General features: G+C 71.0%; 13 protein-coding genes. 7 read left to right on the top strand and 6 right to left on the bottom strand.

What is annotated here, in order from left to right; genetic code table 11:
* Positions 1-4: 4 nt before the first annotated feature.
* The gene (acs, locus tag ACFQ9V_RS06285) at positions 5-1,987 is read right to left on the bottom strand and encodes an acetate--CoA ligase (RefSeq protein WP_382458312.1); all 1,983 of its coding nucleotides are present in this window, start codon (positions 1,985-1,987) and stop codon (positions 5-7) included.
* 84 nt (positions 1,988-2,071) lie between these two features.
* Between acs and ACFQ9V_RS06280 the strand changes: the two genes are divergently transcribed.
* Together ACFQ9V_RS06280 and ACFQ9V_RS06275 are read left to right on the top strand one after the other, a co-directional pair.
* The gene (locus ACFQ9V_RS06280; protein ID WP_382458311.1) at positions 2,072-3,079 is read left to right on the top strand and encodes a PHP domain-containing protein; all 1,008 of its coding nucleotides are present in this window, start codon (positions 2,072-2,074) and stop codon (positions 3,077-3,079) included.
* A 172-nt stretch (positions 3,080-3,251) separates the two neighbouring features.
* Entirely contained in the window at positions 3,252-4,649 is a 1,398-nt protein-coding gene (locus ACFQ9V_RS06275) for an APC family permease (protein WP_382458310.1), read from the top strand.
* Positions 4,650-4,723: 74 nt separating this feature from the next.
* On the opposite strand, the gene ACFQ9V_RS06270 is transcribed toward ACFQ9V_RS06275, so the two are convergent.
* Positions 4,724-5,533 (bottom strand): hypothetical protein, encoded by an 810-nt coding sequence (locus ACFQ9V_RS06270; RefSeq protein WP_382458309.1) that lies wholly within the window; start codon positions 5,531-5,533, stop codon positions 4,724-4,726.
* A gap of 51 nt (positions 5,534-5,584) precedes the next feature.
* Complete coding sequence (locus ACFQ9V_RS06265) at positions 5,585-6,364, bottom strand: hypothetical protein (protein WP_382458308.1); 780 nt, start codon at positions 6,362-6,364, stop codon at positions 5,585-5,587.
* A gap of 123 nt (positions 6,365-6,487) precedes the next feature.
* Here ACFQ9V_RS06265 and ACFQ9V_RS06260 point away from each other — a divergent pair, with 123 nt between their 5' ends.
* From ACFQ9V_RS06260 to ACFQ9V_RS06250, 3 genes are read left to right on the top strand one after another with little or no spacing between them, the layout of a single operon-like run.
* A complete protein-coding gene (locus ACFQ9V_RS06260) occupies positions 6,488-7,270 on the top strand; it encodes a phosphatase PAP2 family protein (RefSeq protein WP_382458307.1) in 783 nt (260 codons plus the stop codon).
* A gap of 10 nt (positions 7,271-7,280) precedes the next feature.
* Positions 7,281-7,946 carry a response regulator transcription factor gene (locus ACFQ9V_RS06255; RefSeq protein ID WP_382458306.1) on the top strand — a complete coding sequence of 222 codons (666 nt, stop codon included), beginning with the start codon at positions 7,281-7,283 and terminating at the stop codon, positions 7,944-7,946.
* A 10-nt stretch (positions 7,947-7,956) separates the two neighbouring features.
* Positions 7,957-8,952: a sensor histidine kinase gene (locus ACFQ9V_RS06250; RefSeq protein WP_382458305.1), complete on the top strand. Its 996-nt coding sequence runs from the start codon at positions 7,957-7,959 to the stop codon at positions 8,950-8,952.
* Between the two features lie 65 nt (positions 8,953-9,017).
* Here the strand turns inward: ACFQ9V_RS06250 and ACFQ9V_RS06245 are convergent, their stop codons facing one another.
* From ACFQ9V_RS06245 to ACFQ9V_RS06235, 3 genes are all read right to left on the bottom strand, one after another.
* Positions 9,018-9,509, bottom strand: a complete 492-nt coding sequence (locus ACFQ9V_RS06245; protein WP_382458304.1) for a MarR family winged helix-turn-helix transcriptional regulator — start codon at positions 9,507-9,509, stop codon at positions 9,018-9,020.
* A gap of 23 nt (positions 9,510-9,532) precedes the next feature.
* Positions 9,533-11,194 (bottom strand): MDR family MFS transporter, encoded by a 1,662-nt coding sequence (locus ACFQ9V_RS06240; RefSeq protein WP_382458426.1) that lies wholly within the window; start codon positions 11,192-11,194, stop codon positions 9,533-9,535.
* A 143-nt stretch (positions 11,195-11,337) separates the two neighbouring features.
* Positions 11,338-11,958, bottom strand: coding sequence for a class I SAM-dependent methyltransferase (locus ACFQ9V_RS06235; protein WP_382458303.1), 621 nt, complete (start codon positions 11,956-11,958; stop codon positions 11,338-11,340).
* 32 nt (positions 11,959-11,990) lie between these two features.
* Here ACFQ9V_RS06235 and ACFQ9V_RS06230 point away from each other — a divergent pair, with 32 nt between their 5' ends.
* Both ACFQ9V_RS06230 and ACFQ9V_RS06225 read left to right on the top strand, forming a co-directional pair.
* Positions 11,991-12,620, top strand: coding sequence for a LysE family translocator (locus tag ACFQ9V_RS06230; RefSeq protein WP_382458302.1), 630 nt, complete (start codon positions 11,991-11,993; stop codon positions 12,618-12,620).
* A gap of 82 nt (positions 12,621-12,702) precedes the next feature.
* On the top strand, positions 12,703-13,461 hold the full coding sequence (locus ACFQ9V_RS06225; protein WP_382458301.1) for a GntR family transcriptional regulator: 759 nt from the start codon (positions 12,703-12,705) through the stop codon (positions 13,459-13,461).
* Positions 13,462-13,526 lie beyond the last annotated feature (65 nt).

Raw genomic sequence — 13,526 nt, 5'->3', positions numbered from 1 at the left:
GAGTTCAGCGCGACCGCGCCGCCAGCACCTCCGCGATGCGCCCCGGCACCGTCTCGTCCTGCAGGGAGGTCGTGTCGCCGAGCGGCCGCCCATCGAAGAGGTCGACCAGCAGCCGCCGCATGATCTTGCCCGAGCGGGTCTTCGGGAGGTCGTCGACGACCACGACGTGGCGCGGTTTCGCGATCGCGCCGATCGCGCGGGCCACCTGGTCGCGGAGGCCGGAGGGATCGAGCGCCCCGGCCGGGATGACGAACGCCGCCACCGCCTGACCGGTGGTCGCGTCGCCGACGCCGACCACGGCGGCCTCCGCGACGGACGGATGCGCGACCAGCGCCGACTCGATCTCGATGGTGGACAGCCGGTGGCCGGAGACGTTGATGACGTCGTCCAGCCTCCCGAGCAGCCACAGGTAGCCGTCGTCGTCCACCGCGGCGCCGTCGCCGGCGAGGAAGTAGCCGCGGTCGGCGAACGTCCGCCAGTAGGAGTCGCGGTAGCGCTCCGGGTCGCCCCAGACCGTCCGAGACATCGCGGGCCAGGTGCCGTCGATGACGATGGAGCCGCCGGACCCGCGCGGCACGTCCTCCCCGCGCTCATCCACCACCCGCACCGTGACGCCGGGCACCGCCAGCGTCGCCGAGCCCGGCTTCAGCGCGGTGACGCCGGGCAGCGGGGCGACGATGGCCGCGCCGGACTCCGACTGCCACCAGGTGTCGACCACCGGTGCGCGGCCGGCGCCGAGCTGCTCCCGGAACCAGACCCAGACCTCCGGGTTGATGGCCTCCCCCACGGTGCCGAGGAGCCGGATGCTGGAGAGGTCCCATGAGCCCGCCGCGGCAAGCCCGTCCGGGAACCAGCTCATGAAGGTGCGGATGAGCGTGGGCGCCGTGTAGTACGTCGTCACGCCGTAGCGCTCGATGATCTCGAAGTGCCGCCCGGCGCTGGGCGTGTTCGGTGTGCCCTCATAGAGGACGGAGGTCGCGCCGTTCGACAGCGGGCCGTACAGGACGTAGGTGTGCGCGGTCACCCAGGCGAGGTCGGCGGTGCACCAGTAGACGTCGGAGTCCTTCGCGTCGAAGTGCGCCCAGTGGCTCCACGACGCCTGGGTGAGGTAGCCGCCGGTGGTGTGGACGACGCCCTTCGGCCGGCCGGTGGTGCCGGAGGTGTAGATGATGAAGAGCGGGGTCTCGGCGTCGAAGACGTCTGGCTCGTGGAAGTCCGGGGCGGTGTCGACGACGTCGTGCCACCAGACGTCGCGGCCGGGGGTCCACGGGATGTCCGGGGTGAGCTCGCCGGTGCGGCGGACGACCAGCACGTGCTCGATCGTGTCGACGCCCGCGACGGCGGCGTCGGCCTGCGCCTTCACCGGAACCGCGACGCCGCGGCGGAACTGCCCGTCGGAGGTCACCAGCAGTTTCGCCCCGGTGTCCTCCACCCGGAACCGGAGCGCCTCCGCCGAGAACCCGCCGAACACGAGCGAGTGGATGGCGCCCACCCGCGCGATCGCGAGCGTGATGACGACCGTCTCCACGAGCACCGGCAGGTAGACGACGACGCGGTCGCCCTCCCCGACGCCGAGCGCGGTGAGCGCGTTGGCCGCCCGGGCGACGCGGCGCTGGAGGTCGGCGTACGTGACGGTCTCGCGATCGCCCGGCTCGCCCTCGAAGTACAGCGCGACGCGGTCGCCGTTGCCGGCGGCGACGTGCCGGTCGACGCAGTTGACGGCCGCGTTCAGCCTCCCGCCGGCGAACCACTCGGCGCGCGGGATGCTGAGCTCGCCGTCCGGTCCGGGTGTCGCGGGCTCCCAGGTGTGCGCGGTGTGCCAGGGCTCCGCCCAGTCGAGACGCGCGGCCTGGCGCTCCCAGAAGGCGATCGGGTCGGCGGCGGCCTCCGCGAACACCTCCGGCCCGACGTTCGCCTGCGCCGCGAACTCCCGGCTCGGCTCGTAGACGCGGGACTCGCGGCCCAGGTTCTCGATCGCGCTGCTCACCCTCCGACGCTAGCGGCGCCCTCCCGCGCCGCCGCCCTCACCCGTAACGCCCCGTAACCGCCGACGGGGTGGGAGCATGAGGGCATGGAACCGGTCGCGGCACTGAATGAGATCGCCTTCTGGCTCGAGCGCGAGCTCGCCCCGTCCTTCAAGGTCCAGGCGTTCCGCAAGGCGGCCGCGATCATCGCTCCGCTCGGAACGGACGAGGTCGCGGCACGCGTGGCGGACGGCCGGCTCAAGCGCACGAAGGGGATCGGCGACCGCACCTTCCAGGTCATCTCGCAGGCCGTCGAGGGGGAGGTCCCGAGCTACCTGGCCGACCTCCGCGAACGCAACACCGAGCCGCTCGACGCCGGAGGGGCGGAGCTGCGCGCCCAGCTGCGCGGCGACCTCCACAGCCACACCGAGTGGTCGGACGGCACAGTGCCCATCGAGGTCATGGCCGCCGCGGCCGCCACGCTGGGCCGCGAGTACCAGGCGATCACCGACCACTCCCCCACGCTCACGGTCGCCAGCGGCCTGAGCGCCGAGCGGCTGGAGGAGCAGCTCGACATCATCGCCGGGCTCGACACGGGCAGCGTGACCCTCCTCACCGGCATCGAGGTCGACATCCTGGAGGACGGCACGCTCGACCAGACGCCCGCCCTCCTCGACCGGCTGGATGTCGTGGTGGCGAGCGTGCACTCCAAGCTGCGCGCGGACAGCCGCACCATGACCGCCCGGATGCTCGGCGGCATCCGCGCCCCGCACACGAACGTGCTGGGCCACTGCACAGGACGACTGGTGCAGGGGTCGCGCGGCACCCGGCCGCCGAGCGAGTTCGACGCTTCCGCGGTGTTCGCGGCCTGCGCGGAGAACGGCGTCGCGGTCGAGATCAACTCGCGGCCGGAGCGGCAGGACCCGCCGGACGACCTCATCCAGCGGGCGCTCGACGCGGGCTGCCTGTTCTCCATCGACACCGACGCGCACGCGCCGGGGCAGCTCGACTTCCTCGCGTACGGGGCGGCGCGCGCTGCGGCCAACGGCGTGCCTGCGGAGCGCATCGTGACGACCTGGCCGCTGCCGCGGCTGCGGGAGTGGCTGACGAAGTAGCGTTATCCGGCCGATTTCGTCCACGGATGGAATCGACACTCAAAACGCCGAATCACCACGTATTCCGTGGCGAAATTGCTAGATGTGGTATGCGATCCGTCGTTCTCGATTCGGATTTCGTTGTGGAGTGCGCTTACTATGGCACGTCCCCGACTGCAGCGAAGGAGCTCGCGTGTCCACAAACCCCGCCCCCACCGCACTCCGCCGGTCCCTCGGCCTCTGGGCGATCGTCGGCCTCGGACTCGGCTACATGACCCCGATGACCGTGTTCGACACGTTCGGCATCGTGACAGGCGAGACCAATGGCGTCGTCCCCTCCGCGTACCTCTTCGCACTCGTGGCGATGGTGTTCACCGCGGTGAGCTATGGCCGGATGACGCGGGTCTTCCCCTCGGCGGGGTCGGCGTACACGTACGCGTCGGAGACCATCCACCCGAACGTCGGCTTCCTCGTCGGCTGGTCGTCGCTGCTCGACTACCTGCTGCTGCCGCTGGTCAACGCGCTCATCGTGCGGCTGTACCTGGAGTCGTTCTTCCCGCAGGTGCCCGGCTGGATCTGGGTGGTCGGCTACGTAGCGGCGATCACGGCGATGAACCTGTTCAGCATGTCGTCGACCTCCAAGGTCAACGGCGTCCTGGTGGCGTTCCAGATCGTGCTGATCGCCGTGTTCGTCGCGCTGACCTGGGCGTCGCTGAACGCGGGCGCCGGCACTGGGACGGCCTTCAGCCTCGCGCCGCTCTTCCACGAGGGCGTGCACCTGGGCGCGGTGATCGGCGGCGCGACCGTGGTCTGCTTCTCGTTCATCGGCTTCGACGCGATCACGATGTACACCGAGGAGGCCAAGGACACCCGCACGGTGCCCAAGGCGATCGTGCTCGCGCTCATGATCGGCGGCGTGATCTTCTTCGTCGCGGCGTGGTTCGCGCAGTCGCGCTTCCCGACGCTCGCCGGCTTCCACTTCACAGACGACACGCTGCCGGAGATCGCGCTCAAGACCGGCGGGCTGCTTTTCCAGATCCTCTTCATCTCGGCCGCGGTCGCGGCGGCGGTGGCCTCCAGCCTGGCGTCGCACGCGAGCGTCTCGCGCATGATCTACGTGATGGCCCGCAACGGCGACGGCCGCATCTCGCGGACGCTGTCGTTCGTGCACCCGAAGTTCCGCACGCCCGCGGTGGCGGTGCTGCTGGTCGGCGCGGTGTCGCTGCTGGCGGCGGCGTTCACCCTGGAGTTCGTGTCGTCGATGATCAACTTCGGCGCGCTCATCGCCTTCACGATGGTGAACGCGACGGTCATCATCCACTTCGCGATCCGCAAGCGGCAGGTGCACGGCGCGAAGCAGATCATCCGCAACATCGTGCTGCCGGCGATCGGGATGGTGCTGACCGGCGTGCTGTGGGCCAACCTCCACTTCGACGCGCTCACCTACGGCCTGATCTGGCTCACCATCGGGATCATCACGCTGCTGGTGCTCACCCGCGCCTTCCGCAAGCGCCTCGGCGTGAAGCTGGACGAGGACGGCGACGCCGCGATCATCACCCGCGAGGGCGCTCCCTCCGAAGTCGTGCGCTGATGCGTCCGTCGAGGGGCACGTAAACGCCCCAAAAACCGCGTTTTAGGGGCGTTTACGTGCCCCTCGGCGGTAGGTCAGTTGCCCCAGGCGGAGGCGGGGGCGGTGACGATCTGCACGGGGGACGTGCTCCAATGCGAGCCGTAGCCGTAGTGGCTGCTCGCCCACGGGGAGGCCCAGATCGCGGCGGCCGTCACGTCGGCGCTCGTGCCGTCGGTGAGTCCGGCGACGACGGCCGGGTAACCGCGCTGCAGGTTCTCGGCGCAGTACTTCGCGGCCGTCACGAGGTCGGGGTAGCTGCCGAAGCCGGCGCCGCCTCCGGAGCCGTAGCCGTTGTTCAGCGGGTTGTTGCGGTTCCACCAGTCCGGCGGGCCGTTCTCCTGACGCATCCAGCGCAGCATGAAGTCCACGTTGGGCTTGGTCGTCTGCCAGCCGCCGAACATCAGCACCAGCTCGGCCCACGACTCGTTCGTGCCGATGCGGGAGAGGCTCTGGATGCTGTCCGTCGCGCCGAGGGTGTCGCGGTCCACGATGGGGGCGCCGATCGTGGCGTCCACCAGGAGGTGCTGCACGGCGCCCGAGGCGGGCGCGCCGGGAGCCATAGTCGTGGCCTCCGGGCCGACCACGGTCGCGGCGAGCGCGGCGTCCGTCGGCACGATCGAGAAGCCGCAGATCAGCGCGATCACGGCCAGCGAGACGCCGAGGCGGTGGTGGAGCGGGAGCTGCAGCGGGCGGCGGGCACGACGACGGGGTGCTGACGCGTTCCGGGGCGACGCCGGCGACGGCTGGGACGCCTTCCGGGCGCCCGACCGCCTCGCCGGGGGTACGGCGGCGCGTCGGCCTGCCGAGCGGCGGCCGCGCGTGCGAGGGGGGTCCGCGGGCGTCATACCCGATCGAGGGTACCAGCGGCTCGCTTTAAGGGAACCCGGGAGTGCGGCCTATTCGGCGGCCAGCGTGGTGCTCGCGCGGCCCTCCGCGGCGGTCGCCCCCGGCTCCGCGGGACGTCGGACGCTCATCACCACGACGCACACGACGATCGCCGCGAACAGCACCAGGCTGACGGGTCCGGGGCCCAGGTCGAGTCCGCCGCGCGCGTGGGAGACGGCCAGGTAGTCCGAGATCGAGGCTCCGAATGGCCGGGTCAGAACATATGAGGTCCAGAAGGCTGCGGTCGCGCCGAGCCCCCACCAGCGGTACGCGACGCCCGGGATGGCGAACAGCACGCCGAACAGGATCCCGGACACCAGGTAGCCGAGCCCGAAGGTCGTGGCCGTGAGGTCGCCGACCGCCGTGCCGAGCGCGAACGTCGCCAGCACCGCGCACCAGTAGAAGAACTCCCGGGTCCGCGTGTCGATGTGGTGCACCGAGAGCGTCCGCTGCGTGCGGTACCAGACCACGAACACGACAGCCAGGATGACCGCGAAGAAGACCGTCGACACCAGGTACGGGATGCCGATGACGATGTGCAGGACGTCGGCGACCATCGTGCCGAACACCGCCACCATCAAGACCGTCAGCCAGTACACCCACGGGATGTACCGACGCACGGCGAACTGCAGCACCAGCGCGGCGGCGAACACCACGAAGGCGGCGATGACCGCGATGACCGGGTCGTAGTTCTTGACCAGGTAGTCGGAGGTCGTCTCCCCCATCGCCGTCGTCAGCAGCTTCGTGACCCAGAACAGCGCCGTGACGGCGGGGACTTTGTTGCGGAGCATCCCGACAGCATCCCGCATCGCCTCCCAGAATCCTCTGAGAGGCCTGGTGCCGGTCGCGGGCCGGGGATCCTTAGCGGCATCTGGGGAGGCGGCGCGCAGGCTGGATGGTCGAAGGGGGAATCGATGACCGCGACCACACCCCGCCGCGCGCTCGGCGGAGACGATCTGGAGCCGCAGCGCCCGGTCGAGCCGCAGCGGCCGACGGCCACGCCGTCCGCCACCGCCCGCGGCATCGTCCTCCCGCTCGTCGTCATCCTGCTCGTGGTGCTCGCCGGGCTCGCGATTGTGGCCTCCCCTGCGATCACCGCGTGGGACCTCGCCGTCATCCAAGTCGTCGAGGGAGCCCGCACGCCGTTCCTCGACGCGGTGACGCTGGCCGACGACGTCCTTTTCTCGCCGATGGCGGCCCTCGCGATCGTCGGGCTGATCTCCGCGGCGACCTGGATCGCCCGGCGCAGGCTCGGGCCGGCGCTCGCGTTCGCGGCGCTCGCCCTGCTCCCCTGGCTCGGCAGCACCGTCGTCAAGGATGTGGTGCAGCGTCCGCGGCCGCTGTCCGCCCAGCTCCCGCACCACGTCCTCACCGACACCGGGTTCAGCTTCCCGAGCGGGCACACCAGCTTCGCGGTGGCGCTCGCCCTCGCACTGCTGATCGTGTTCGGCCAGGGCCGGCTGCGGCGCACGCTGATCGCGTTCGCGGTCGTCGCGCCTGTGCTCACCGCGTTCTCACGCGTCTACCTCGGTGTGCACAATCCCAGCGACGTGCTGGCGTCGCTCGTCTACGCGACGGCGGCGGTCCTGCTCGTGCTCGGCGTGCTGCGACTGATCGCGCCGCCGCTGGAGCGGATCCCGCTCATCGGCGCTGGGCTCGACCCCGTGCACGGCCGCGAACCGCGGAGGCCGCGATAAGTTGAACGACATGGAGGCCACCCGACTGCGCGTGCTGCTCGTCGAGGACGACGCGCGCCTCGGCCCGCTGATCGAGCAAGTGCTGTCGGAGGCCTACGACGTGACGCGGGTGGTCGACGGGGAGGCCGGGCTCGCGGTCGGGCTCCGGGAGCGTTTCGACGCGATGGTGGTCGACCGCCGGCTGCCCGGCATCGACGGCGTGACCCTCGTCGGCAAGCTGCGCGACGGCCGCGTCGTCGCACCGATCATCATGCTCACCGCACTCGGCGCCCTCCGGGACCGCGTCGAAGGCCTGGACGCCGGGGCGAACGACTACCTGGTCAAGCCGTTCGAGTTCGACGAGCTGCTCGCCCGGCTGCGGGCGCTGACCCGCACCTTCACCGGCGAGGGTCGCGAGCTGCCGGTCGGCGGATGGCGGTTCTACCCGGAGAGCCGCAGCATCTACTCGCCCTACGAGGGCCGCATCCAGCTCACCGAGCGGGAGTCCGACCTCCTGCGGCTGCTGGCGGAGAGCCCGCTGCGGACGTTCTCGCGCGCACACATCCTCGAGGCCGTGTTCGAAGCGGACGAGCAGCCGGGCACCGTCGACACCTACGTCCACTACCTGCGGCGCAAGACCGATCCGGAGATCATCGCGACCGTGCGCGGCGAGGGCTACCGGCTGGGACAGCTGTGAGGAGGCGGCAGTGACCAGGCGCGACGACGTGGACTTCCGGGAGGTCCGCCGCGCCTCCCGCACGGTCGGCCTCCAACTCACCATCGCGTCGGGTGCGCTGGTCGTCGCGGCGATCGGGGTGGCGTTCTTCTTCGTGCTCGACCAGCTCCAGCCGAAGGAGCTCTCGGAGGCCCCGCGCCCCGGCGAGCACAAGATCTACATCGACACCGTGGACGCGATGATCGCGTTCATCGTCGTGGGCGTGCTGGCGGTGGTCGTCGCCGGCGTGCTCGCCGTGGTGGTCACCCGGCGCGCCGTGCGGCCGCTCGGGGAGGCGCTGCGCAGGCAGCGGGACTTCGTCGCGGACGCCAGCCATGAGCTGCGCACGCCGCTCGCGGTGCTCGACGCGCGCCTGCAGGTGCTGCAGCGCGGCCTCCCGGACGGCGACCCGTCGACGGCGACGGTGGCGGAGCTGCGCGACGACACCCGCACGCTGATCGAGGTCGTCAACGACCTGCTGCTCGCCGCCGACCCCGAACGCGAGCGTGCCGCGGCGTCGGACGGTCCCGTGCAGCTGGCCGACCCGGTGCGCCGGGCGGTCGAGTCGCTCGGGGTGCTCGCGGAGCAGGCCGGGGTGACGGTCCGGCTGGAGGTGCGGGACGAGGTGACGAGCGAGGTCCCGGCGACGACGCTGCAGCGCTGCGCGACGGCCCTGCTCGACAATGCGGTCGCCCACTCCCCCGCCGGCGGCGTGGTGACCGCGACGATCCGGCGGGAGGGGCGCTCGGCGTACCTGACCGTGGCCGACCAGGGGCCTGGCATCCAGGGCATCGACCCGGCCCGGATCTTCGACCGGTTCGCCCGCGCCGCCCCCGCGGCCGCCGCGACCGCCGGCCGCTCCCGCTCGGGCTTCGGAATCGGGCTCGCACTCGTGCGCGAGGTCGCCGTGCGCCACGGCGGCGAGGTCCGCGTCGCCTCCACCGGCCCCGCGGGCACCGCGCTCGAGCTGCGCCTCCCCGCGCGCTGACCCGCCGAGGCGGCGGATTCTCCGCCCACTCGGCGGTTTTCGGGCGAGTTTGCGCCGTCTCGGGGTCAGAAGTTGTTGAGGCGGGCGAGGAGGGCCGCGAGGTGGGAGACGTCGTCGGGGCCCCACTGGCGGAGGCTGCGGTAGAGCTGCGCCTGGTCGGCGGCGCGGGCCTCGTTGACGCGCTCGATCGCGGCGGGCGTCGCGACCAGGAAGCTGGCGCGGCGGTCGGCCGGGTCGGTGCGGCGCTCGACGAAACCGAGCTCCTCCAGGATGCGGACCTGGCGGCTGACGACGCTCTTGTCCGTCGCGAGCTCCCCGGCGAGCGCGCCCGCGTGCACGGGACCGGTCCGCACCAGGGTGTTCAGGAGCTTGAAGCCGACCGGCTGCAGGTCGGGGTGCACGCGCGCGGAGCGCTCGCGCATCCCGGCGCTCACGCGGTTGAAGAGGATGGTGAATTGCTCCTCGACCGCCGCGATCGCCGCGTCGGCCGGGTCGGCCGGCGCCGAACCGGAGCGGGCGGTGCCGTCCTGCAGCGCCGCCCGCTCCGTGTTGTTCATGGCCGCGATCATAACGCGTCCGGTCAGCGCCGTTCCTGAGTGCCGATCGAGCCGGTCGCCGGCGCTCCGATCAGGGCCTCGGCGACCTCCACGACCGTCTCCTCGGCCTGCTCGGCAGCGGACTCCGGGGCGGCGGACGCATCGGCGTTCTCCTCGAGCTGCTGGATGGCGGTCTTCGAGCCGAGCTTGGCGTTCGGCAGCAGCAGGATCGCGACGATCGTCACGATCGCCAGCGGCACCGCCACCAGGAAGATGTCGGCGACCGCCTGGCCGTAGACCGCCTCGATGATGGTCCGGATGCCGACCGGCAGCTTCCCCACCTCGGGCAGGGTGCCGGTCTGCAGCGACTGGGCGACCTCCAGGCCCTTCTGGCCGAGCTTGGCGATGGCGAGCTGGAGGTCGTGCTGACGGTCGGCCATCAGGTCGGTGACCTTCGTGCCGAGGAGGCTGCCCATCACCGAGACGCCGATGGTGCCGCCGAGGCTGCGGAAGAACGCGACGTTCGAGCTGGCCGCGCCGAGCTGCTCCGGGCGCACCGTGTTCTGCACGATGAGCACCAGGTTCTGCATGACCATGCCGACGCCCGCGCCCAGGATGAGCATGTAGAGCGAGACCAGTACGTAATTGGTGTCGTACTCGATCGTGCTCATGAGGTACAGACCGACGGTCAGCAGCACGGAGCCGGCGACCATGAACGCCTTCCACTTGCCGAACCGGCTGATCAGGTTACCCACGATCGTGGACGAGAGCAGCAGGCCGACGATCATCGGGAGGGTCAGCAGGCCCGACTCGGTCGGGGTGGCGCCGCGGGCGAGCTGCATGTACTGACCGAGGAAGACCGACGTGCCGAACATCGCGACGCCCACCGAGATGGAGGCGATGACCGCGAGCGTGAACGTGCGGTTCTTGAACATCCCGAGCGGGATGATCGGCTCCTTCACCACGAGCTCGGTGATCACCGTGGCCGCCAGCAGCGCGATCGATCCGCCGACCATCCAGAAGGTCTGCGCGCTCCACCAGTCGAACTGCGTACCGGCCATTGTGACCCAGACGAGCAGCAGCGAGATGCCGCCGGCCAGGAAGATCGCGCCGAGGTAGTCGATGCGCACCGTGCGCGCCGGGCGCTTCGGGAGCTTGAGCGTGAGCTGCAGCAGGATGATCGCGACGATGGCGACCGGGACGCCGACGAAGAAGTTCCAGCGCCAGCCGACGGAGTCGGTGAGCAGGCCGCCGATCAGCGGGCCACCGATCGTGCCGAGGGCCATGATGCCGCCGAAGAGGCCCATGTAGCGGCCGCGGTCGCGGGGGCTGATGATGTCGGCCATGATGATCTGGCTCAGCGCGGTCAGACCGCCGGCGCCGAGGCCCTGCACCACGCGGAAGCCGATCAGCATCTCGGTGTTCTGCGAGAAGCCGGCGAGCGCGGAGCCGAGGACGAACAGCACGAGCGCGAGCTGGATGAGGATCTTGCGGTTGAGCAGGTCGGCGAGCTTGCCCCAGATCGGCGTGGAGACCGTGGTCGCGAGGAGGGTGCTGGTCACGACCCAGGTGAACGCCGTCTGGTTGCCGCCCAGCTCGGAGATGATGCGCGGGAGGGAGGTCGAGACGACCGTTCCCGCGAGGATCGAGACGAACATCCCGAGCAGCAGCCCGGACAGGGACTCGAGCACCTGCCGGTGCGACATGGCCGAGGCGGGGGCCTCCGTCGTGGTGACTGTGGACATGTGATTCCTTCGCGATTGGTTGACAATTAGCAACCATATCTAATTAGTGGACCAATATCAACTAATAGAAGGGCATCGGTCCTCCGTTGCCTGCGGAGGCCCGGTCAGGCGGGGAGGAGATCGGCCAGGAGGACTCGGTCGTCTCCGTTCGACCACCAGGCGTGGCGGGCGAGGGCGAGGCCGGCCGGGGCGACGGCGGCGGCTAGCAGCTCCGGGGTGCGGAAGCGCTCGTGGTGGGTCGGGTAAGGCGGCGGCTCCGCGCCGTGGCGGCCGCCGTGCTGGGAGAGGTCGATGTCGCCGAAGGTCGCGGTGACGGCGCGGCCTCCCGGCCGGAGGACGCGCACCCACTCGGCGACCGCGGCGTCCGGGTCGGGGAAGAGGTGCAAGCCCGTCACGCAGGTGACCAGGTCGAACGTGTCGTCACCGAACGGGAGCACGGTCGCGTCGCCCTCGACCAGCACAGCGTCCGGGAGTTCGCCGCGCGCGACCTCCACCATCCCGCCGGAGAGGTCGATGCCGCTCAGCCGGAGTGCGGGGTCGCGTTCACGGAGGGCCCGCAGCACCAGGCCGGTCCCGGTGGCGACGTCCAGCACGTCTCGCACGCCGTCCAGGTCCGCGAAGTCGGCGGCCGCGGCGGCGAGCTCGCGGTGCATCTCGCTCGTGTCGTACTCCGCGGCCCGGCCGTCGAAGCGTGCGCGGACAGCGGCGAGGAGGTCGTCCGTCATGGCGGGAGCCTACGCCCCCCTACACTTGCTGCATGACAGCCCCCGCCCTCCTCGCGTTCGCGGGCCTCTGCGTGATCCTGGCGGTGACGCCCGGCCCCGACACCTTCCTCGTCCTCCGTTACAGCCTGGCCCGCCCGGGCGCCGGCCTCGCGGCGTCGGCGGGGTCCGCCGTCGGCTCGATGCTGTGGGCGCTCGCCGTCGCGCTCGGGCTGGCCGCGCTGCTGGAGCAGTCCGCCGAGGTCTACCGCGTCGTCAAGATCGCGGGCGGCCTCTACCTCATCTATCTCGGCATCTCAGCGCTGATCGCCAGCCGCCGGCATGCCGCCCATGGCCCGGAGGCAAAGGTACGGACGACCCGCCTCCACTCCGGCTTCCTCGCCGGGGTGCTGTCCACGGTGATGAACCCCAAGGTCGGCCTCTTCTTCCTCGCTATCGCGCCGCAGTTCGTCCCCCACGACGGCGCCGCGATCGGCAACACGCTCCTGCTGGGCGCGATCGACGCGGTCGTCGCCGCGGCCTACCTCACGGTGGTGGCGCTGCTCGCGTCGCGCGCTATCCTCTGGCTCAAACGGCCGGCGGTGGCCAAGACGCTCGAACGCATCTCGGCCGCGATCCTCGCCGCCCTCGGCGTCGGCACCATCGCGCTCAGCGCCGCCGAATAAGCCTGCGGCCCTCCTCCGGGTGGACATCATCCACAAGGTGTACGGTTGTTCTGACATTTAGCTCGACCTGTGGAGGACACGGATGCAAGCCGAGTACCCGCTGCCCGTGGACCTCTTCGACAGCCTCGACAAGGGCAGCCCGGTGCCGCTCTATTACCAGCTCGCGACGGCGCTGGAGGCAGCGATCCGCTCCGAGACGGTGCCTCCGGGATCGCGCCTCGAGAACGAGATCTCGCTCGGCAACCGGCTCGGGCTGTCGCGCCCCACCATCCGCCGGGCGCTGCAGGAGCTGGTCGACAAGGGCCTCCTGGTCCGCCGCCGCGGCATCGGGACGCAGGTCGTCCACGGCCGGGTGACCCGCAACGTCGAGCTGACCAGCCTCTACGAGGACCTGGGCCAGTCCGGGCAGACGCCGACGACCCGCGTCATCTCGTACGAGATCGGGATCGCGGACGACACCGCGGCGAAGGAGCTCGGCGTCCCGTACGGCAACCCGGTGCTGGAGCTCACCCGGCTGCGGTCGGCGGACGGCGTCCCGCTGGCGATCCTCGAGAACACGCTGCCGGAGGACTTCATCGACATCTCGCGCGAGGATCTGGAGACGCGCGGCCTCTACCAGCTCCTGAAGGCGCGCGGCGTGGCCATCCGGGTCGCCAACCAGCGGATCGGCGCTCGCGCCGCGAACGCGAACGAGGCCGACCTCCTGGAGATCCGCCGCGGGTCGCCGCTGCTCACCATGTCGCGCACCGCGTTCGACAACTCCGGCCGGGCCGTGGAGTTCGGCCGGCATGTGTACCGGCCCGACCTCTACTCGTTCGAGCTCACCCTCGTCGACCGCTGACCCCGCCGTCCACCTGTCGAGGGGCACGTAGACGCCCCTAAAACGGCGTTTTAGGGGCGTTTACG

This window comes from Leifsonia sp. NPDC056665 (genome assembly GCF_042791795.1).
Lineage (GTDB): Bacteria > Actinomycetota > Actinomycetes > Actinomycetales > Microbacteriaceae > Leifsonia.
Note: the sequence above shows the minus strand (reverse complement) of the source record. Positions and strands in the feature narration are given on the sequence as shown.

Bases quoted from the DNA above. Each gene is read 5' to 3' on its own strand.
- ACFQ9V_RS06240 (WP_382458426.1), bottom strand. From the start codon at position 11,194: ATGTCGCACCGGCAGGTGCTCGAGTCCCTGTCCGGGCTGCTGCTCGGG.
- ACFQ9V_RS06230 (WP_382458302.1), top strand. From the start codon at position 11,991: ATGACAGCCCCCGCCCTCCTCGCGTTCGCGGGCCTCTGCGTGATCCTG.
- ACFQ9V_RS06255 (WP_382458306.1), top strand. From the start codon at position 7,281: ATGGAGGCCACCCGACTGCGCGTGCTGCTCGTCGAGGACGACGCGCGC.
- ACFQ9V_RS06245 (WP_382458304.1), bottom strand. From the start codon at position 9,509: ATGAACAACACGGAGCGGGCGGCGCTGCAGGACGGCACCGCCCGCTCC.
- ACFQ9V_RS06260 (WP_382458307.1), top strand. From the start codon at position 6,488: ATGACCGCGACCACACCCCGCCGCGCGCTCGGCGGAGACGATCTGGAG.
- ACFQ9V_RS06270 (WP_382458309.1), bottom strand. From the start codon at position 5,533: ATGACGCCCGCGGACCCCCCTCGCACGCGCGGCCGCCGCTCGGCAGGC.
- ACFQ9V_RS06265 (WP_382458308.1), bottom strand. From the start codon at position 6,364: ATGCTCCGCAACAAAGTCCCCGCCGTCACGGCGCTGTTCTGGGTCACG.
- ACFQ9V_RS06225 (WP_382458301.1), top strand. From the start codon at position 12,703: ATGCAAGCCGAGTACCCGCTGCCCGTGGACCTCTTCGACAGCCTCGAC.
- ACFQ9V_RS06280 (WP_382458311.1), top strand. From the start codon at position 2,072: ATGGAACCGGTCGCGGCACTGAATGAGATCGCCTTCTGGCTCGAGCGC.
- ACFQ9V_RS06235 (WP_382458303.1), bottom strand. From the start codon at position 11,958: ATGACGGACGACCTCCTCGCCGCTGTCCGCGCACGCTTCGACGGCCGG.